Source organism: Streptomyces sp. NPDC086519 (assembly GCF_040686075.1).
GTDB classification, from domain to species: domain Bacteria; phylum Actinomycetota; class Actinomycetes; order Streptomycetales; family Streptomycetaceae; genus Streptomyces; species Streptomyces shenzhenensis.
Genome location: NZ_JBFBJL010000001.1, coordinates 414,077 through 432,963, shown reverse-complemented (window position 1 = coordinate 432,963; position 18,887 = coordinate 414,077). Strand labels below are relative to the sequence as shown.

General features: G+C 71.7%; 18 protein-coding genes. 10 read left to right on the top strand and 8 right to left on the bottom strand.

Annotation, left to right across the window (positions count from 1 at the left end):
- The first annotated feature begins 3 nt into the window (after positions 1 to 3).
- Positions 4 to 1,092, top strand: a complete 1,089-nt coding sequence (locus tag AB0P24_RS02005; RefSeq protein WP_365790028.1) for a Zn-dependent alcohol dehydrogenase — start codon at positions 4 to 6, stop codon at positions 1,090 to 1,092.
- Positions 1,093 to 1,099: 7 nt separating this feature from the next.
- On the opposite strand, the gene AB0P24_RS02000 is transcribed toward AB0P24_RS02005, so the two are convergent.
- Together AB0P24_RS02000 and AB0P24_RS01995 are read right to left on the bottom strand one after the other, a co-directional pair.
- Positions 1,100 to 2,044, bottom strand: a complete 945-nt coding sequence (locus AB0P24_RS02000) for a DMT family transporter (RefSeq protein WP_365790026.1) — start codon at positions 2,042 to 2,044, stop codon at positions 1,100 to 1,102.
- 363 nt (positions 2,045 to 2,407) lie between these two features.
- Positions 2,408 to 3,067 (bottom strand): TetR/AcrR family transcriptional regulator, encoded by a 660-nt coding sequence (locus AB0P24_RS01995; RefSeq protein ID WP_365790024.1) that lies wholly within the window; start codon positions 3,065 to 3,067, stop codon positions 2,408 to 2,410.
- Between the two features lie 60 nt (positions 3,068 to 3,127).
- On the opposite strand from AB0P24_RS01995, the gene AB0P24_RS01990 reads away from it, so the two are divergent.
- The 3 genes from AB0P24_RS01990 to AB0P24_RS01980 all read left to right on the top strand — a co-directional run bounded on the left by AB0P24_RS01990 (position 3,128) and on the right by AB0P24_RS01980 (position 5,348).
- The gene (locus AB0P24_RS01990) at positions 3,128 to 4,279 is read left to right on the top strand and encodes an acyl-CoA dehydrogenase family protein (RefSeq protein ID WP_365790171.1); all 1,152 of its coding nucleotides are present in this window, start codon (positions 3,128 to 3,130) and stop codon (positions 4,277 to 4,279) included.
- A 59-nt stretch (positions 4,280 to 4,338) separates the two neighbouring features.
- Positions 4,339 to 4,626, top strand: coding sequence for a YiaA/YiaB family inner membrane protein (locus tag AB0P24_RS01985; protein ID WP_365790022.1), 288 nt, complete (start codon positions 4,339 to 4,341; stop codon positions 4,624 to 4,626).
- Positions 4,627 to 4,724: 98 nt separating this feature from the next.
- The gene (locus AB0P24_RS01980; protein WP_181805930.1) at positions 4,725 to 5,348 is read left to right on the top strand and encodes a TetR/AcrR family transcriptional regulator; all 624 of its coding nucleotides are present in this window, start codon (positions 4,725 to 4,727) and stop codon (positions 5,346 to 5,348) included.
- 12 nt (positions 5,349 to 5,360) lie between these two features.
- Here the strand turns inward: AB0P24_RS01980 and AB0P24_RS01975 are convergent, their stop codons facing one another.
- Positions 5,361 to 5,822, bottom strand: a complete 462-nt coding sequence (locus tag AB0P24_RS01975; protein ID WP_365790020.1) for a MaoC family dehydratase — start codon at positions 5,820 to 5,822, stop codon at positions 5,361 to 5,363.
- A gap of 124 nt (positions 5,823 to 5,946) precedes the next feature.
- Here AB0P24_RS01975 and soxR point away from each other — a divergent pair, with 124 nt between their 5' ends.
- The gene (gene soxR, locus AB0P24_RS01970) at positions 5,947 to 6,417 is read left to right on the top strand and encodes a redox-sensitive transcriptional activator SoxR (RefSeq protein WP_365790018.1); all 471 of its coding nucleotides are present in this window, start codon (positions 5,947 to 5,949) and stop codon (positions 6,415 to 6,417) included.
- Positions 6,418 to 6,428: 11 nt separating this feature from the next.
- On the opposite strand, the gene AB0P24_RS01965 is transcribed toward soxR, so the two are convergent.
- Positions 6,429 to 7,145 (bottom strand): 3-keto-5-aminohexanoate cleavage protein, encoded by a 717-nt coding sequence (locus tag AB0P24_RS01965; RefSeq protein ID WP_365790016.1) that lies wholly within the window; start codon positions 7,143 to 7,145, stop codon positions 6,429 to 6,431.
- Positions 7,146 to 7,229: 84 nt separating this feature from the next.
- Positions 7,230 to 7,832 carry a hypothetical protein gene (locus AB0P24_RS01960; RefSeq protein WP_365790014.1) on the bottom strand — a complete coding sequence of 201 codons (603 nt, stop codon included), beginning with the start codon at positions 7,830 to 7,832 and terminating at the stop codon, positions 7,230 to 7,232.
- Positions 7,833 to 8,101: 269 nt separating this feature from the next.
- Between AB0P24_RS01960 and AB0P24_RS01955 the strand changes: the two genes are divergently transcribed.
- Positions 8,102 to 10,888 carry a penicillin acylase family protein gene (locus AB0P24_RS01955; RefSeq protein WP_365790012.1) on the top strand — a complete coding sequence of 929 codons (2,787 nt, stop codon included), beginning with the start codon at positions 8,102 to 8,104 and terminating at the stop codon, positions 10,886 to 10,888.
- Between the two features lie 23 nt (positions 10,889 to 10,911).
- On the opposite strand, the gene AB0P24_RS01950 is transcribed toward AB0P24_RS01955, so the two are convergent.
- Positions 10,912 to 12,231 (bottom strand): serine-threonine protein kinase, encoded by a 1,320-nt coding sequence (locus tag AB0P24_RS01950; RefSeq protein ID WP_365790010.1) that lies wholly within the window; start codon positions 12,229 to 12,231, stop codon positions 10,912 to 10,914.
- A 79-nt stretch (positions 12,232 to 12,310) separates the two neighbouring features.
- Positions 12,311 to 13,552 (bottom strand): DUF1343 domain-containing protein, encoded by a 1,242-nt coding sequence (locus AB0P24_RS01945; RefSeq protein ID WP_365790008.1) that lies wholly within the window; start codon positions 13,550 to 13,552, stop codon positions 12,311 to 12,313.
- A 209-nt stretch (positions 13,553 to 13,761) separates the two neighbouring features.
- Between AB0P24_RS01945 and AB0P24_RS01940 the strand changes: the two genes are divergently transcribed.
- The 4 genes from AB0P24_RS01940 to AB0P24_RS01925 all read left to right on the top strand — a co-directional run bounded on the left by AB0P24_RS01940 (position 13,762) and on the right by AB0P24_RS01925 (position 17,583).
- Positions 13,762 to 14,526, top strand: a complete 765-nt coding sequence (locus AB0P24_RS01940) for an SDR family NAD(P)-dependent oxidoreductase (protein WP_365790005.1) — start codon at positions 13,762 to 13,764, stop codon at positions 14,524 to 14,526.
- Positions 14,523 to 16,199, top strand: coding sequence for an AMP-binding protein (locus AB0P24_RS01935; RefSeq protein WP_365790003.1), 1,677 nt, complete (start codon positions 14,523 to 14,525; stop codon positions 16,197 to 16,199). The genes AB0P24_RS01940 and AB0P24_RS01935 overlap by 4 nt, the downstream gene beginning before the upstream one ends.
- 29 nt (positions 16,200 to 16,228) lie before the next feature.
- Complete coding sequence (locus AB0P24_RS01930; RefSeq protein ID WP_365790001.1) at positions 16,229 to 16,822, top strand: TetR/AcrR family transcriptional regulator; 594 nt, start codon at positions 16,229 to 16,231, stop codon at positions 16,820 to 16,822.
- A gap of 65 nt (positions 16,823 to 16,887) precedes the next feature.
- Positions 16,888 to 17,583, top strand: a complete 696-nt coding sequence (locus AB0P24_RS01925) for a type 1 glutamine amidotransferase domain-containing protein (protein ID WP_365789999.1) — start codon at positions 16,888 to 16,890, stop codon at positions 17,581 to 17,583.
- A gap of 146 nt (positions 17,584 to 17,729) precedes the next feature.
- Here the strand turns inward: AB0P24_RS01925 and AB0P24_RS01920 are convergent, their stop codons facing one another.
- On the bottom strand, positions 17,730 to 18,704 hold the full coding sequence (locus tag AB0P24_RS01920; RefSeq protein WP_365789997.1) for an aldo/keto reductase: 975 nt from the start codon (positions 18,702 to 18,704) through the stop codon (positions 17,730 to 17,732).
- Between the last annotated feature and the right edge of the window lie 183 nt (positions 18,705 to 18,887).

The window sequence follows — 18,887 nt, the reverse complement described above, 5'->3', positions numbered from 1 at the left end:
GCGATGACTTTCACGGTCCGAGCCGCCGTACTGCCCGCCGTGGGCGCCCCGCTGTCGGTCACCGCGATCGAACTCCCGGACCCCGGCCCGGGCCAGGTCCGGGTCCGGCTCGCCGCCGCCGGCGTCTGCCACTCCGACCTCTCCCTCTCCGACGGCACCATGCGGGTGCCGGTCCCGGCGGTCCTCGGCCACGAGGGCGCGGGCACCGTGGTGGCCGTGGGGGAGGGGGTCACCCGGCTCTCGCCGGGCGACCCCGTCGTCCTCAACTGGGCGCCCTCCTGCGGAAGCTGCCACGCCTGCGCGCTCGGCGAGGTCTGGCTGTGCGCCAACGCGCTGAACGGCTCCGCCGACGTCCACGCCCGCACGGCGGACGGCACCGACCTGCACCCCGGCCTGAACGTGGCGGCCTTCGCCGAGGAGACCGTGGTCGCCGAGTCCTGCGTCCTCCCGCTCCCCGCCGGCATCCCGCTCACCGACGCGGCCCTCCTCGGCTGCGCGGTCCTCACCGGGTACGGCGCCGTCCACCACTCGGCGCGGGTCCGGCCGGGCGAGACGGTGGCGGTGTTCGGTGCCGGCGGGGTGGGTCTGGCCGCCGTCCAGGCGGCCCGGATCGCGGGCGCGTCCACGATCATCGCCGTGGACGTCTCCGCGGAGAAGGAGGGGCTGGCCCGCGCGGCCGGCGCCACGGACTACGTCCTCGCCTCCGACACCACGCCCCGCGAGATCCGCGCCCTGACCGGCAGACAGGGCGTCGACGTCGCCGTGGAGTGCGCGGGCCGCGCGGTCAGCATCCGCGCGGCCTGGGAGTCCACCCGGCGGGGCGGCCGTACGACGGTGGTCGGCATCGGCGCCAAGACCGAACAGGTCACCTTCAACGCCCTGGAGCTCTTCCACTGGGGCCGCACTCTGTCCGGCTGCGTCTACGGCAACTCGGACCCGGCCCGCGACCTGCCGGTGCTCGCCGGACACGTCCGGGCCGGCCGCCTGGACCTCGGCGCGATGGTGACCGAACGCATCGCCCTGGAGGGCATCCCGGCGGCCTTCGAGAACATGACCGCGGGCAAGGGCGGCCGGGCGCTGGTCGTCTTCTGACCGGCCGTCACGGCACCTGTTCGGAGCGGGGCTCCCCGGCCCTGGTCACGGTCCGGGGAGCGCGCGTCCGCGCCCGGGACCGGGACACCGCCACACCGGCCAGGCACAGCACGCCGCCCGCCAGGGTGACCGGCCCGGGCACCTCGCCGAGGGCCAGCCACGACATCAGCACCACCAGCGCCGGCACGGCGTACGTCGTCGCGCCCATCCGGCTGGCGGTGGTCCTGGCCAGGGCGTACGCCCAGGTCGTGAAGGCGAGCGCGGTCGGGAAGACGCCCAGGTACACCATGTTCAGGGTGGCGGACAGGGGCGCGTCGGCGGCCTGGTGCACCAGCTGCCCGGCGAACGGCAGACACGCGACGGCGCCGACGAGACACCCGTACGTCGTCGCCTGGAGCGCGCTCGCCGTGGCGAGCGCGGGCTTCTGGGAGACGACACCGGCCGCGTAGGCCACCGCCGCGAGCAGGCACAGCACCACACCCAGCACCGAGGAGCCGCCCCCGCCTGCCATCGACAGCCCCACGGTCACGGCGCCCGCGAACGACACCGCCATCCCCGCGAGCAGCCGCGGCGGCATGGGATCACCGAGCAGCCGGGCGCCGAGCAGGGCGATCAGCAGGGGGCCGACGTTCACCACGAGGGCGGCCGTCCCCGCGTCCACCTGCTGCTCGCCCCAGTTGAGGGCGACCATGTAGAAGCCGAACCACAGCACGCCGGACACCCCGATCCCGCGCCAGGCGGACCTGGGCGGCGGCGGTACCCGCCGTACGGCACAGATCAGCCCGAGCGCGAGCGCCCCGGCCGACATCCGCCCGAACGCGAGCGCGCCCGGCGAGTAGGCCGCCCCGGCACTGCGGATCGACACGAAGGCGGAGGCCCAGAGCACGACGGTGACACAGGCGGCGACGGTCGGGAGAAGGCGCGGTCGAGCCGGGGTGGCTTGGTTCGTCATAGCCCCGAGGGTATGGACGCGGCCGACCGGGCGCTGGCGGATTTCGGACGGGTGATCGGTGGGGCGGGGCTGGGGCCGGGGGTGGGGACGCTTACCGGCGCCGGCAGGGTGCCGCCCGCGCCCACCCGTGCCGCCCCAGCGGCACGACTGCCCGCGGCTGAATCAGCTGACATACTGCCCGCGGCTGAATCAGCTGACACGCTGCCCGCGGCTGAATCAGCTGACACGCTGCCCGCGGCTGGATGAGAGACGCGGCCGGGCAGCGCGCCGCAAGGGGCGCGGGGCCGTGTCGATCTGCGGCTCCGCCGCGTGGGCGGGTCCGGCCCCCGCCGGCCCGCGGCCGACCACGTGCCGACGTCGCCCCTACGCCGTCGTCTCCTTCACCCGCGCGAACTGTTCACTCAACCCGTCCAGCAACGCCCGCAACCCCGTCTCGAACGCCCGCGCGTCGATCTTCTCCTGGCGTTCCGAGAGGAGATGCGCCTGTCCGAGATGCGGATAGTCGGCCGGGTCGTACGCGCTCACGTCGTCCACGAAGCCCCCGGCGAACGACCCCAGCGCCGACCCCATGATGAAGTACCGCATCAGCGCCCCGATGGACGTCGCCTGCGCCGGCGGCCACCCCGCGCCCACCATCGCGCCGTAGACCGCGTCGGCGAGCCGGAGTCCGGCCGGCCGGCGGCCGGGGCCCCGGGCGAGGACCGGGACGATGTTCGGGTGGTCGCGCAGCGCGGTGCGGTACGACACCGCCCAGTCGTGCAGCGCGGTCCGCCAGTCCCGGTCGGCGTCCTGCCCGAGATTCTCGAACATCGACAGGTCGACCTGCGCGCTGACCGAGTCCGCGACCGCCTCCAGGATCTCGTCCTTGGTGCGGAAGTGGTTGTAGAGCGAGGGCCCGCTCACCCCCAGCTCGGCCGCGAGCCGCCGCGTGGAGAGGGCCGCGAGGCCCTCCGCGTCCACGAGTTCCCGGGCCGCCTGGACGATCCGGTCGGTGCTGAGGAGGGGCTTGCGCGGTCGGGCCATGGCGCACATAGTAGGCCCGGGGGAATAAACTAGCAGTGCTAATTAAAGGGTGATCGCATGGTGAACCTGGGGCTCAGCGAGGAGCAGACCGCCGTACGCCGGCTCGCCCGGGACTTCGTCGACCGCGAGATCGCCCCGAACGCGACCGCCTGGGACCGCGCCGAGGAGGTCGACCGGGGCATCGTCAAGAAGCTCGGCGAGATCGGTTTCCTGGGGCTGACCATCGACGAGGAGTACGGCGGCTCCGGCGGCGACCATCTCGCGTACTGCCTGGTCACGGAGGAACTGGGCCGCGGGGACTCCTCGGTGCGCGGCATCGTGTCGGTCTCCCTCGGCCTCGTCGCCAAGACCGTCGCCGCCTGGGGGACCGAGGAGCAGAAGCGGCGCTGGCTGCCCGGGCTCACCTCCGGCGCGTACGTCGGCTGCTTCGGTCTCACCGAACCGGGCACCGGCTCCGACGCGGGCAACCTCACCACGCGGGCCGTGCGCGACGGTGACGACTACGTCGTCAACGGCACCAAGATGTTCATCACCAACGGCACTTGGGCCGACGTCGTCCTCCTCTTCGCCCGCTCCACCGACGCCCCCGGCCACAAGGGCGTCTCCGCCTTCCTCGTGCCGGCCGGCACCCCCGGCCTCACCCGCCGTCCCCTCCACGGCAAGCTGGGCCTGCGCGGCCAGGCCACCGCCGAGCTCGTCCTGGAGAACGTCCGGGTCCCCGCCTCGGCGATGCTCGGCCCGGAGGGCAAGGGTTTCTCGGTCGCCATGTCGGCGCTGGCCAAGGGGCGGATGTCGGTCGCCGCCGGCTGTGTCGGGATAGCGCAGGCCGCACTGGACGCGGCCGTCAGGTACGCGGGTGAGCGCGAGCAGTTCGGCACGCCGATCGCCGGACACCAGCTGGTCCAGGAGCTGATCAGCGACATCGCCGTCGACGTGGACGCGGCCCGGCTGCTGACCTGGCGGGTCGCCGATCTGATCGACCGGGGGCTGCCGTTCGCCACCGAGTCCTCCAAGGCCAAGCTCTTCGCCTCCGAGGCCGCGGTGCGCGCCGCCAACAACGCCCTCCAGGTCTTCGGCGGCTACGGCTACATCGACGAGTACCCGGTCGGCAAACTCCTGCGCGACGCCCGCGTGATGACCCTGTACGAGGGCACCAGTCAGATCCAGAAGCTGCTCATCGGGCGGGCGCTCACGGGTGTTTCGGCGTTCTGAGTACGTCCCTGAGTATCCCGACGGATGTGGCGGGGGCCACGCACGCCGATGCTCGGACCATGAGTGAGACACCGGTCAGACACCAGAACACGGCGGCCTTCTACGGTCAGGCCGTCGCCTCCTTCGCCCTCGCCATGACGGCCACCGTCATCGGCATCTTCCGGCTGCACGCCGACGCCTGGGTACGCGGCTTCCTCGGCATCGCCGTGCTCTACCTCGTCACCTCCGCCTTCACGCTCGCCAAGGTGGTCCGTGACCGCCAGGAGGCCGGGCAGCTCGTCAGCCGCGTCGACCAGGCCAGGCTGGAGAAGCTGCTCGCCGAGCACGACCCCTTCGAGAAGCTCTGAGGCCACGCCGCCCGGGAAAGCTCTGAGCGGGCACACTAAGCGCTCGCTCAGCTTGGGCGGTATGGTGGAGCTCCGGTATCGAGAGGGGCGAGCGAGCGATGAGTACGGCGGAGGAGACGGCCGGCGGCGAGGTCGAGCCGTGGGAAGAGGTCACCCCTGACGCGGCCCGGCGCCTGCTGGTCGCCGCTGTGGAGGCCTTCGCCGAACGCGGCTACCACGCCACCACCACCCGCGACATCGCGGGCCGGGCCGGCATGAGCCCCGCCGCGCTCTACATCCACTACAAGACCAAGGAAGAGCTGCTCCACCGGATCAGCCGCATCGGTCACGACAAGGCCCTGGACATTCTCCGGACGGCCGCCCGGCGCGAGGGCACCGCCACCGAGCGGCTCGCCGACGCGGTCAGCTCCTTCGTCCGCTGGCACGCCGGGCGGCGCACCACCGCCCGGGTCGTGCAGTACGAACTCGAGGCACTCGGCCCCGACGCCCGCGCCGAGATCCTCGACCTGCGCCGCCAGGTCGACGCCGAGGTGCGCGGAATCATCCAGGAGGGCGTCGCCGCCGGCGAGTTCGACGTCATCGACGTGCACGGCACCACCCTCGCGGTGCTGTCGCTCTGCATCGACGTCGCCCGCTGGTTCAACGTCAACGGCCCCCGGACCCCCGAGGAGGTCGGCGCGCTCTACGCCGACCTCGTGCTGCGGATGGTCGGTGCCAAGTAGCCGCGGGGCCGCTCAGAGGTAGTAGCGGGAGACCGACTCCGCGACGCAGACCGGCTTGTCGCCGCCCTCGCGCTCCACGGTGAAGGCGACCGTCACCTGGACACCTCCCGTGACGTCCGCCACGTCGGTGATGGTCGCGGTGGCGCGCAGCCGCGAGCCGACCGGGACGGGAGCGGGGAAACGGACCTTGTTGGTGCCGTAGTTCACGCCCATCTTCACGCCCTCGACCTTGATCAGCTGGGGACCGAAGAGCGGGAGGAGCGACAGGGTGAGATAGCCGTGCGCGATGGTCGTGCCGAACGGGCCGGCGGCCGCCTTCTCCGGATCGACGTGGATCCACTGGTGGTCGCCGGTCGCCTCCGCGAACAGGTCGATCCGCTTCTGGTCGACCTCCAGCCAGTCGGTGTGGCCCAGCTGCTCGCCCACGGCCGCCTTCAGCTCGTCGGGGGAGGTGAAGATCCTCGGTTCTGCCATGTTGCCGGCCCTCTCGCACTCGCGGGATCACGCACTGCCATGTCTAAGCAACTGCTTAGCATGGTCGGGTGCGGGCTCCCTGTCAACGGACCGCGACCCACACCCGCTGGGTAGTCTCTGACGGGTGCCGCAGATTCCCGAGAAGATCCACGAGCTGACCGTGGGCCAGTTGGCCGCGCGCAGCGGCGCCGCCGTCTCCGCGCTGCACTTCTACGAGTCCAAGGGCCTCATCAGCAGTCGGCGGACCTCCGGCAACCAGCGTCGCTACACCCGCGACACACTGCGGCGGGTCGCCTTCGTCCGGGCGGCGCAGCGGGTCGGCATCCCGCTCGCGACGATCCGCGAGGCCCTCTCCCGACTCCCCGAGGAGCGCACGCCGACCCGCGAGGACTGGGCCCGTCTCTCGGCGGCCTGGCGTGCGGAACTCGACGAGCGCATCAAGCAGCTCAACCGCCTGCGGGATCATCTGACCGACTGCATCGGCTGCGGCTGTCTGTCGCTGGACACGTGCGTGCTGTCCAACCCGGACGACGCGTTCGGCGAACGACGGGCGGGGTCCCGTCTGCTGCCGGAACGCACGGAGCGCGCGCAGTAGGCCCGCGTCGGTCACCGTCCGTACTGGTGCAGCCCCTCGGTCACCAACCGGGCGTTGGACAGGGCCCGTTCGCCGTCCGGCAGCAGCAGGGTGTCCTCCAGCCCGATCCGGGTCGCGAGGCCCAGCCGGCCCGCCAGCCGCAGCACCGGCCAGGTGCCGCCCTCCTCGCCGTGCAGCAGGACCGGCCGGCCGTGGGCCGGGCCCAGCTCGGTGAGCAGGGCCCGTGCCGACTCCTCGGCGGTGGCCGGGTCGGGGTCCGTCACCTCGGCCAGCACCCGGAGCACACGGGGCCCCAGCGGCGAGGCCGCGAACCGCGCCGCCCCGTCCGTGCCGGACCAGATGCCCGCCTCCACACCGATCCCCATGGCCAGCAACTGCTCCGCGACCTCCTCGGCGCCCGGCTCGTGCCAGTTGACCGAGGCGAAGTCGGGCAGGACGGACCAGGTGCTCACCCGCTTCAGGCGCAGCCCCGGCTCCGGGGCGGCCCAGGCGCCGGTGGTCACTCCTATCGGTACGCGCAGCCGTGCGCGGAGCGCGTCCACCGTCGGTTCGACCACGCGTGGGGACAGGCTCTCCCGTCCGCACGGGGTCCTCGGGTGCACATGGACCTCCGTGGCCCCGGCCGCGACCGCCTCGGCGGCGGATTCCGCCAGCGCCACCGGTGACAGCGGCACCCCCACGCCGTCGGCGCCGCCGCGGCGTCCGTTCAGGCAGACCTGTAGCTCCATGCTCCGATGGTGCCGGTCGCCACTGACAACGGCCAGGTCACCGGCAGTTGGGGGGTGCGGCGTCCCCGGCGCACCCCCACGTGGTCAGGCCGACATGAGAAGCCGCCCGCGCCTGGCGTAGGCCAGGGCCTCGGCGGTGAGCACCGGACGCGGCACCAGGATCCCGCAGTCCGCGCAGACCGGACCGGCGGAGGGCTCGTGGTCCAGGTCGTACTTCCAGATGAGGCGCTCCCCTTCGCACACCGGGCAGGCCGTGCCCGGCGCGCGCTCCAGGGCGGCGATCAGCCGTCGCAGCACCTCGGCGAGTGGTCCGTCGGGATGGACCCGTGGGTCGTCGCACCAGGCCACTCCGAATCCGCCCCAGGTCAGCCGGTGCCAGTCGTCCACGCTGCCCGGGCGGCGCAGCCCGTCGTGCTTCTCCTTCTTGCGGCGCTCGGCGAACTCGCTCTCATAGCCGAGCCATACCGTCCGTGCCTCCTCCAGCTCATCCAGCGCGCCCACGAGACGCACCGGATCGGGGGAGCGGTCCTCGGGACCGAACCCGGCCCGCGAGCAGAGATGGTCCCAGGTCGCGCGGTGCCCGTAAGGAGCGAACCGCTCCAGGCACTTGCGCAGCGAGTAACGCCGTAGCGCCAGATCGCACCGTGGGTCTCGCACCTGTCTCGCCAGACTCCGGAAACCGGCCATCGCCCTGCACCTCCGTCACACCTGCTGCTGTACTTCGGTCACTTCGGCGTCGCCCGCACGGGCTTCGCGCGGCGTTGCCGTATAGACGTATCGACACTCGAATCGGCTCCATCCGATTTCCGATGCCGTCCATAAGGCCGCCCGCCTTGACCGACGGCCGGTGGCAGCGCCGACGCGGGCGACCACTCCAAAACTTGACGCATGTTCATCTTCAATCCCGGGGATACCGGCGGTAACGTCCGGCACCACCCCCGTTGTGAGGAGCCGCCATGCCCCGGCGCACCAGACACCACGCGTTGTTCGACAAACTGAGAACTCCCCGCAAGCTCCCCGGGTTCCTGAAAGCCGCATCCGTATGCGTCCTCGTCGCCGGCCTGCTCTCCCCGCTGGTCCAGGCGACTCCGGCGGCGGCCGCGGCCTCGAACGACTACTGCGGCGGCCAGTGTTCCGACATCCTGCCGCCCGGCGAGAACGGCAACGCCACCCTTGCCCAGATCCTGCTCAACCAGGCCTTCGGAACCCAGCCCAGCCATGCCGAGGACCAGCTCGGCCTCTACAACAACCTGGCCACGGGGTACTCCACCCTCACCGACGCGAAGATCAACACGTTCTTCAACGACTCGTCGTTCGGGGTCTCCTCCAGTCAAGTCGCCTCCACGGAGAACCCGGCCGGCCGCGGCGACGTCACCATCGTCCGCGACAAGGCGACCGGAGTGCCTCATATCACCGGTACCACCAGATACGGCACGGAGTTCGGCGCGGGGTATGCCGCCGCTGAGGACCGGCTGTGGCTCATGGACGTGTTCCGGCACGTCGGCCGCGGCCAGCTCACCACCTTCGCCGGTGGCGTCGCCTCCAACCAGGGCCTGGAGCAGGAGTTCTACCGCAACGCCCCCTACTCCGAGGCCGACCTCCAGGCGCAGATCGACAACGCCGTCGCCAACAACGGCGCCCGCGGCCAGCAGGCCCTCACGGACGCCAACGCCTACCTCGACGGCATCAACTCCTACATCGACGCCTCCGACAGCGGCCGTTACTTCCCCGGCGAGTACGTCCTGACCGGGCACAAGGACTCGATCACCAACGCCGGCACGATCGACCACTTCAAGATCACCGACCTGGTGGCGCTGGCCTCCGTGATCGGCGCGCTGTTCGGGTCCGGTGGCGGCGGCGAGGTCAACAACGCCATATCGCTGCTCGCCGCCCAGGAGAAGTACGGCGTGACGGAGGGCACCAAGGTCTGGGAGTCGTTCCGCGAGCGCAACGACCCCGAGGCCGTGCTCACCGTCCACAACGGCGAGAGCTACCCCTACGGCACCAAGCCCGCCGACCCGCAGGGCGAGGCGCTGCCGGACGCCGGGTCGGTGACGACCGAGCCGCTGGTCTACGACGCCACCGGAACCGGCGCCGACCAGAGCGCCAGCGCCGCCTCCGCGGCGGCGACCAAGACCGCGCTCAGCTCGGCCAGGCGCGGCATGTCCAACGCCCTCGTCGTCAGCGGCAAGTACACCGCGAGCGGCCACCCGATCGCCGTCTTCGGACCGCAGACCGGCTACTTCGCCCCGCAGCTGCTCATGCTCCAGGAGATCCAGGGCCCGGGCATCAGTGCCCGCGGGGCCTCCTTCGCCGGCCTGAGCATGTACGTCGAACTGGGCCGCGGCCAGGACTACGCGTGGTCCGCGACCACCTCCGGGCAGGACATCATCGACTCCTACGCGGTCGAACTCTGCCAGGACGACTACCACTACCTCTTCCACGGCACCTGCACGGCCATGGACGAGGTCCAGCAGACCAACTCCTGGAAGCCCACCACGGCCGACGGCACGGCCGCCGGGTCGTACACCATGAAGGTCTGGAGGACCAAGTACGGCCCGGTCGAATACCGGGCCACGGTCGGCGGGAAGAAGGTCGCCTACACCACCCTGAGATCCTCCTACATGCACGAGGCCGACTCGATCATCGGCTTCCAGATGCTCAACGATCCCGACTACGTGAAGAGCCCGCAGACCTTCCAGAGCGCGGTGCAGCACATCAACTTCACCTTCAACTGGTTCTACGCCGACTCCTCGCACACCGCGTACTACAACAGCGGCAACAACCCGGTGCGGGCGAGCGGGGTCGACTCCGAGTTCCCGGTCTGGGGGCAGGCCGCCTACGAGTGGCAGAACTGGAACCCGGCCACCAACACGGCCGACTACACCCCGGCCTCCCAGCACCCCCAGTCGATCGACCAGGACTACTACGTCTCCTGGAACAACAAGCAGGCCCTGAACTACACGACCGCGAGCTGGGGTGACGGCTCGGTGCACCGTGGCAACCTGCTCGACGACCGGGTCAAGAAACTCGTCGCCGCCGGTGGTGTCACCCGCTCTTCGCTTGTCAAGGCCATGGCAGACGCGTCGCTCACGGACCTGCGGGCCGAGGACGTCCTGCCCGACCTCCTGAAGGTGGTCAACAGCAGTACCGTCACCGACTCCACGGCCGCCGCGGCCGTCACCAAGCTCCAGACCTGGCTGACCGCGGGCGGCAAGCGCACGGAGACCTCGGCGGGTTCGAAGGCGTACGCCAACTCCGACGCCGTCCGGATCCTGGACGCCTGGTGGCCGCTGCTGGTGAAGGCCGAGTTCCAGCCCGGCCTCGGTGCCGACCTGTACACCGCGTTCACCAACAACCTGTACATCGACGAGACCCCGTCGGCCGCCCACGGACCGACCGGCGCGCACGCCGGAAGCTCCTTCCAGTACGGCTGGTGGAGTTATGTCGACAAGGACATCCGTTCGGTGCTCGGGCAGACCGTGTCGGGGCCGCTCGCCGAGCAGTACTGCGGCGGCGGCAGCCTCAGCGCCTGCCGGGACATCCTCATCAGCACCCTGAAGACGGCGGCCGGCACCAGCGCGTCCACCGTCTACCCCGGGGACTCGCTGTGCTCGGCGGGCGACCAGTGGTGCGCCGACTCGATCGTCCAGCGCACCCTGGGCGGCATCAAGCACTACAACATCAGCTGGCAGAACCGGCCGACCTTCCAGCAGGTCGTGGAGTTCACGTCACACCGGTGAGCTGATGCCTCACGGCGGCGGGGTCACCCGATGCGCCCCGCCGCCAGCACCACCCGCGCCAGTTCGGGGTGCACGATGTCGCTGTGCGCCCCGGACGGCGGCCCGCCCCGCTTCACCACCGCCGCCGCGTCGACGTTCACACAGCCCGGCGCGGCGAGCGGGCCGCGCAGCGCCGCCGCCAGGTCCACCGACCGGGTGCCCGGCACCTCCTGGACGCCGTCGTGGCCCATCGCACCCCACTGGGCGCCCAGCACCCGCCCCACGTCCTCGCCCAGCGCCGACTCGGCGTCGTCCGCCATCCGCGAGGCCAGCGGATACAGCGTGCCGAGCGCCTCGTCGAAGTGGGAGTAACAGCACACCAGCGGGCCGTCGATCCGGTTCTGCCGCCCCTGGAGCACCCCGCTCGCGCGCGGATCGTGCGGCAGCCGGGCGGCGAACGCGTAGTGCGAGAAAGCCCCTTGCAGCAGGGTCACGGACTTCACCGTGCGCACCCCGTCCGGCAGCCCGCGCAGCGCGAACGACACCAGCCGGCCACCGAAGCTGTGCCCCACCAGATGCACCCGCACGTCCGGTGCCGCCTCGGCCAGCCGGCCGATCACCGGCCCGAGCCCGCGCTCCCCGACGGCCCCCGCGCGCCGCTTCATCGCGTAGTAGGCCGCCTGCCGCAGCAACTCCTTCGCGCCGTCCCAGGGGTTCGGCACCGTGAACCCGGCCGGGTCGCCGCCCCCTTGGAGACCTTCCAGCGCCGCCGCGAACTCCTCGCACAGGGCCGTCGTGTCCCCGCAGAACAGCACCGGTTCGCTCTGCGGGACGCCCTCCGCGAGCGTGTCCGCCGCGAACAGCGGCTGGGGGCCGCCGGGGAGGACCTCGACCAGCAGCCGTACCAGGCGCCCGAACTCCGCCAGTTCGTTCGCCGGCCGCTGGTCCAGCATCCGCGCGATCTGGTCGACCACGGTGGCCCGCCCCGGAAAGGCCTCCAGGAGCGCGCGCCGGGTGTCCTTGTCAAGGACGGGCGCCGCCGCCTCCTCCGCCTCCGTGGCCACCACGGACTTCGGGAAGTCGGGGATCGGCTCGTCACAGAACCGCATCGACGGCCAGATCACCCCGGCGTACCCGATCCGCGCCCGCGGCGCGAGTTTCGGGATCGGTGCGAAGAACCGCCGGTACAGGGCGGTCGCCCCCGAACGGTCGTTGTTCCAGCCGTGCGCGAAGACGATCAGGTCATGAAGGCCATGGCCGCCGATCTCGCCCAGCAGCCGGTCGCGTTCGGCGCCGTCCGGGTCCCCGTCCGCGTCGAAGGTCAGCTCCCAGTAGGGAGCCACACTCATCCCAGGATCCGCCATGCCGGGCTCCTCGTCCCCGAACCGGTGCGATGTGCGCGCATCGTCCTGCCGCGGGGCAAGATTGGCCATACGACGCGCCTCACCTGTAGAGGAGAAATTCCTTTCGGACCCGGCGGAAAGCGGCGAGTTCGTCCTGCCAGGCACCGACGACCTCGTCCGGGCCCGCGCCGGCGTCGATCATCGTGCGCACGCGCGCGGATCCGGTGAGCTTGTCGATCCAGTCGTCCGAGCGCCAGGCGAAGCCGCTCCACACCTTCTTCGCGGTGACCAGGAGGCCGATTCCGGTGCGTACGGGGTCGTAGGCGGCCCGGTCGTGCACATGGATCTGCACCCCGCCGACGGTTCTGCCCTGGAACTTGGAGAAGGTGGGCGCGAAGTACGCCTCCCGGAACCGCACGCCCGGCAGCGCCAGTTCGCCGGCGGCGGCCGCCCAGCGCGCGTCGATGCCCTCCGCGCCGAGCAGTTCGAAGGGGCGGGTGGTCCCGCGTCCCTCCGACAGGTTCGTGCCCTCGAAGAGACACGTCCCCGAGTAGACCAGGGCGGTGTCCGGGGTGGGCATGTTGGGGCTCGGTGGCACCCACGGCAGGCCGTAGGCGTCGTAGAAGCGCGAGCGCCGCCAGCCCGTCATCGGTACGACGTCCAGGGCGGCCGGGGTGCCCAGGAACTCCGTGTTGAACAGCCGTGCGAGCTCGGCGACCGTCATCCCGTGCGCCTGTGCGATCGGCTGCCGGCCGACGAAACTGGCGAACTCCCGGTGCAGGACCGGGCCCTGGGCCGTGCGGCCGGTCACCGGGTTCGGGCGGTCGAGGACGACGAAGCGCTTGCCCGCCAGCTGCGCGGCCTCCATGCAGTCGTACAGCGTCCAGATGTACGTGTAGAAACGGGCGCCGACGTCCTGGATGTCGAAGACGACGGTGTCCACGCCGGAGGCGGTGAAGACGTCGGCGAGGGGCTGCCCGCTCTTGAGGTAGGTGTCGTAGACGGGCAGGCCGGTCGCCGGGTCGTCGTAGCGGCCCTCGGAGCCGCCGGCCTGGGCGGTGCCGCGGAATCCGTGTTCCGGGCCGAAGACGGCGGTGAGGTTCACGCGGGCGTCGGCGTGCATGACGTCGACGATGTGGCGGGCGTCGGGGGTGATGCCGGTGGGGTTGGTGACGATGCCGACCTTCTGGGCGGCGAGGAGGGCGTAGCCGTCGGCGGCGAGGTGGTCGAAACCGGTCCTGAGGTGGTCGTGGGCGTCGGCCGTGGGTGCCGGGGGCAGGGCAGTCACGGCCGCTGCCGTGGCCGTGGCCGCGGTGAGCAGAGTTCGTCTGGACGGGCGCATGGGGGTGGCCTCCGTGGTCGTCCGGGTGCGGGCCGCATGGGGCTGGTCGCGCAGTTCCCCGCGCCCCTTGGGCGCACGTTGCAGCGCCCCTGCCAGAACAGGGCCCCACGCCCCTTGAGGGTGTATCGGTCACCCTTCCCTGAAACATACCGACCGGTTAGTGTGTCGTTGCTGAGCCGAGTCTGGTCGCGTCGTGTCGAAGGAGACCGATGGTGGGAGCCGTGCAAGATGCCCGAGTCGTGGTCACCGGGGCGGGGGGTGGCATCGGGGCCGCTCTTGCCCGTCGGTTCGCCGCCGAAGGCGCCCGCGTGGTCGTGAACGACCTGGACGGGGAGAAGGCGGCCGCGGTCGCCGCGGAGATCGGCGGGATCGCCCTTCCGGGGGACGCGTCCGGCATCGTCGGCGCCGCCCGGGACGCGCTCGGCGGGGGTGTCGACGTCTACTGCGCCAACGCCGGGCTCGGCTCCGGCGGGTCCGAGGCGGCCGACGCGGCCGTGTGGGAGTCGGCCTGGGACGTCAACGTCATGGCCCATGTGCGGGCCGCGCAGGAGCTGGTGCCGGACTGGCTGGAGCGGGGGAGCGGGCGGTTCGTGTCCACGGTGTCCGCCGCCGGACTGCTCACCATGATCGGGGCGGCGCCGTACAGCGTGACCAAGCACGCCGCGTACGCCTTCGCCGAGTGGCTGTCGCTGACCTACCGGCACCGCGGGCTCAAGGTGCACGCCATCTGTCCGCAGGGCGTCCGTACCGACATGCTCGCCGCCACCGGCAGCGCGGGCGACCTGGTGCTGAGGCCGACCGCGATCGAGCCGGACGCCGTCGCGGACGCGCTGTTCAAGGGGATGGCCGAGGACCGGTTCCTGATCCTGCCGCACCCCGAGGTCGCCGACTTCTACCAGGCGCGGGCCACCGACCCGGACCGCTGGCTGACGAACATGAACCACCTCCAGCAGAAGTGGGAGGCCACCCGGTGACCCAGTCGCAGACCGAGTCCGGCTATGCCGCCCAGCCCTGGCTGGCCCTGCTCGACGACGCCCAGCGCGGGCCGGTGGAGCCGCCCGCCTCGCTGGTGCACGCGCTGCGCACCGCCGTCGCCGAGGCGCCCGACCGCACCTGCCTCGCCTACTTCGACGCCCGCCTCAGCTTCCGCGAGGTCGACGAGCTGAGCGACTCGGTCGCCGGGTATCTCGCCGGGCGCGGCCTGGAGCGCGGCGACCGGGTCGCCGTCGTTCTGCAGAACTCGCCGCACTTCGTGCTCGCGCTGCTCGGCGCCTGGAAGGCGGGCGCGACCGTCGTGCCGGTCAACCCGATGTACAAGTCGGGGGAGGTCGCCCACGTCCTGCGGGACGCGGAGGTGGCCGCGCTGGTCTGCTCGCAGCGGGCCTGGGAGTCGTATCTGCGCGAGACGGCCGCCGGCTCGCCGGTGCGGATCGTGCTCACCGCGAGCGAGCTGGACTTCCAGACCCGTGACGACGCGCGCGTGCTGAACTTCGAGCGGCTGCCGCAGGCCGCCGACGCCGAGGACCTGGTCGCCGTCGCGCGGCAGGGCGGCAAGGCGCCCGAGGGGCGGGATCCGGAGCCCTCCGGCATCGCGCTGATCAGCTACACCTCGGGGACCAGCGGTGCCCCCAAGGGCGCCACCAACCTGCACAGCAACATCATGTACAACGCGGAGCGGCAGCGGACCGGGCTCGCGCTGCCCGACGCGCCGGTCTACTACGCCCTCGCGCCCCTCTTCCACATCACCGGCATGGTCTGCCAGCTCTGCGCCTGCCTCACGAGTACGGGCACGCTCGTGCTGACGTACCGCTTCGAGCCGGGCCTGGTGCTGGAGGCGTTCGCCGAGCACCGCCCGCAGTACACGGTGGGCCCCTCCACCGCATTCATGGCCCTGGCCGCCCACCCGGACGTCACCCCGGAGCACTTCGCCTCCTTCGTCAACATCTCCTCCGGTGGCGCGCCGCTGCCGCCGGCCCTGGTGGAGAGGTTCCGCGCCGGGTTCGGGCCGTACATCCGCAACGGCTACGGGCTGACCGAGTGCACCGCGCCCTGCGCCTCGGTGCCGCCGAAGCTGGAGGCACCCGTCGACCCCGTCTCCGGGACCCTCGCGGTCGGGGTGCCCGGCCCGGACACCGTCGTCCGCGTCATCGACGACCAGGGCCGGGAGGTGCCCTTCGGCGAGCAGGGCGAGATCGCCGTACGCGGGCCGCAGGTGGTGCCCGGGTACTGGCGGCGGCCCGAGGCCACCGCCGAGACCTTCCCGGACGGCGAACTGCGCACCGGCGACATCGGGTTCATGGACCCGCAGGGCTGGCTGTACGTCGTCGACCGCAAGAAGGACATGATCAACGCGTCCGGCTTCAAGGTCTGGCCGCGTGAGGTCGAGGACGTGCTGTACACCCACCCGGCGGTGCGCGAGGCGGCCGTGGTCGGCGTGCCGGACGGGTACCGCGGGGAGACCGTCAAGGCTTACATCAGTCTTCGCCCCGGTGCTGCAACCGATCCGGACGATCTCGCCCTCTATTGCAAGGAGAGACTGGCCGCCTACAAGTATCCGCGCCAGGTGGAGATCCTGCCCGACCTGCCGAAAACGGCAAGTGGGAAGATCCTGCGGCGGGAACTGCGTTCCCGACCGCAGCAGAGTTAGCAGATTTACGAGAGAGGCAGGTGGCGGCAGTGCCCAGGACGACGGACGGAGACGGGGCTCCTGTTCCGCAGCGGCTTCTTGCCGCCGCCACCCGGCTCTTCGCGGAGCAGGGGTACGACCGGACCTCCGTGCAGGAGATCGTGGAGGCGGCCGGCGTCACCAAGGGGGCGCTGTACCACTACTTCGGTTCCAAGGACGACCTCCTGCACGAGGTGTACGCGCGCGTGCTGCGCGTCCAGCAGGAGCGGCTCGACGCCTTCGCGAACGCGGACGAGCCGATCGAGAAGCGGTTGCGGGGCGCGGCGGCGGACGTGGTCGTCACGACCATCGAGAACCTCGACGACGCCATGATCTTCTTCCGGTCCATGCACCACCTGAGTCCGGAGAAGAACAAGCAGGTGCGCGCCGAGCGCCGGCGCTACCACGAACGGTTCCGCGCGCTCGTGGAGGAGGGCCAGCGCGAGGGCGTCTTCTCCACCGCGACCCCGGCCGACCTCGTGGTCGACTACCACTTCGGCTCGGTCCACCACCTGTCGACCTGGTACCGCCCCGAGGGCCCCATGACCCCCCAGGAGGTCGCGGACCACCTGGCCGACATGCTGCTGAGGGCACTGCGTCCCTGAGGTGTCTAGGCTGGAACGGCTGAATTCCTCTACGAGCCGACTCGGGGGGAAGGAGACCGAGTGCGATGGCGAAAGTCCTCTTCATCGTCAGCGGGGCGACCTACTGGGTGCTCAAGGACGGCACCAGGTACGCGACCGGTTACTGGGCCGAAGAGTTCGCGGTGCCGTACAAGAAGATCACGGAGTCCGGTCACGACGTCGTGGTCGCGACGCCCGGCGGCGTGACCCCGAACGTCGACATGATGAGCCTGCGTCCGTCGATGGCGGGCGGCGAGGAGATGGCCCTCGAACTGGAGGAGATCATCCGCTCCGCCGAGGTGATGCGGCGGCCCCTCCATCTCTCGCACGTCCGCCTGGAGGACTACGACGCGGTGTACCTGCCCGGCGGCCACGGCCCCATGGCGGACCTGGCGTTCGACGCCGATGCCGGCCGCCTGCTGACCGCGCAGCTCGCCTCGGGCAGACCGCTCGCGATCGTGTGCCACGCTCCGGCCTCGATCCTCGCCACCAGGATCCACGGCAGGTCGCCCTTCGCGGGATACCGGGTCACGTGCTTCACCGACGAGGAGGAAGAGGGCGTCGGCCTGGCCCCCCGGGCACCGTGGCTGCTGGAGACGGAGCTGAAGGAAAAGGTCGGCATCGACTTCAGCCGCGGCCCGGTCTGGGAGCCGTACATGGTCGAGGACCGCAATCTCATCACCGGCCAGAATCCCCGTTCGGCGGCGATTCTGGCGGACCGGCTGCTTGAGATCCTCAAGTAGGCGGCATCTTCGAGCAGCCGACGGCCTCAAGCAGCCGACGGCCTCAAGCAGCCGACGGCCTCAAGCAGGCGACGGGCCCAGGCAGCCGACGGGCCCAAGCAGACGACGGGCCCGAGCAGCCGACGCCGCCCCAACCGGCGACGGCCTCAGTACCGGGCGCCGGTCGGCGCCGGGACGGCGTCCAGGTCGGCGAGGTCCTCCGGGGACAGCCGGACGTCCGCGGCGCCCGCGTTGTCGGCGAGGTACTTCGGCGTCTTGGTACCGGGGATGGGGACGACGTGCGGGCCCTGGGCGACGAGCCAGGCGAGGGCGACCTGGGCGGGGGTGGCGCCGATCCGGTCGGCGACGTCGCGGACCGCGGCCGCGATGCCCAGGTTGGCGCGCAGGTTCTCCTGCTGGAAGCGCGGCAGACGGCGCCGCTGGTCCTGGTCCGGCAGGTCGTCGAAGGACGCGAAACGGCCGGCGAGGAAGCCACGGCCCAGCGGCGAGTACGGCAGCAGCCCGATGCCGTGCCGCGCGCAGTAGGGCAGCACCTCGGCCTGGACGTCGCGGGTCCACAGGGAGAACTCGGACTGCACGGTGGTCACCGGGTGGATCGCCTCGGCGCGCCGGATGACGTCGACGCCGACCTCGGACAGGCCCAGATGGCGGGCCTTGCCGGCGGTGACGGCCTCGGCGAGGGCACCCCAGGTCTCCTCGACCGGGACCTCGGGGTCGACCCGGTGCAGCTGGTAGAGGTCGACATGGTCGGTGCCCAGGCGGCGCAGGCTCGCGTCGATGGCGGCCCGCACGTGCTCGGGCCGGCCGTTGGGCCTCACCAGCGGGGAACCGCCGGGGCCGCCGGTGGGGTCGAGGCACTCCATGCCGACCTTGGTGGCGATCACCGCGCGGTCGCGGTGGCCGGCCAGGGCCCGGCCGACGAGTTCCTCGTTGGTGTAGGGGCCGTACACGTCGGCGGTGTCGATCAGGGTCACGCCCAGGTCGAGGGCCTGGTGGATGACGGAGACCGAGGTGGCCTCGTCACGCGGGGAGGCCATGTCGTAGGCGAAGCTCATCCCCATGGCGCCCAGGCCGATGACGCCGACCCGCGGTCCGTGGGTGCCCAGGGTGGTGGTACGCATGCTGCGTTCTGCCTTCCGAACGGGAACGGGAAGCCGCCGGGGCGACAGCCCCTCGCGGCTTCACCACCCTCGCGCCGCCCGGCATCCCGTGGCAGGCCGAGCGGTGCCGGGGAGCGGCGTGCCGGGGAGCGGTACGGCCCCCCACGGCCACCGTGTTCCGGTCACCGGGCTGCGACACTGTTT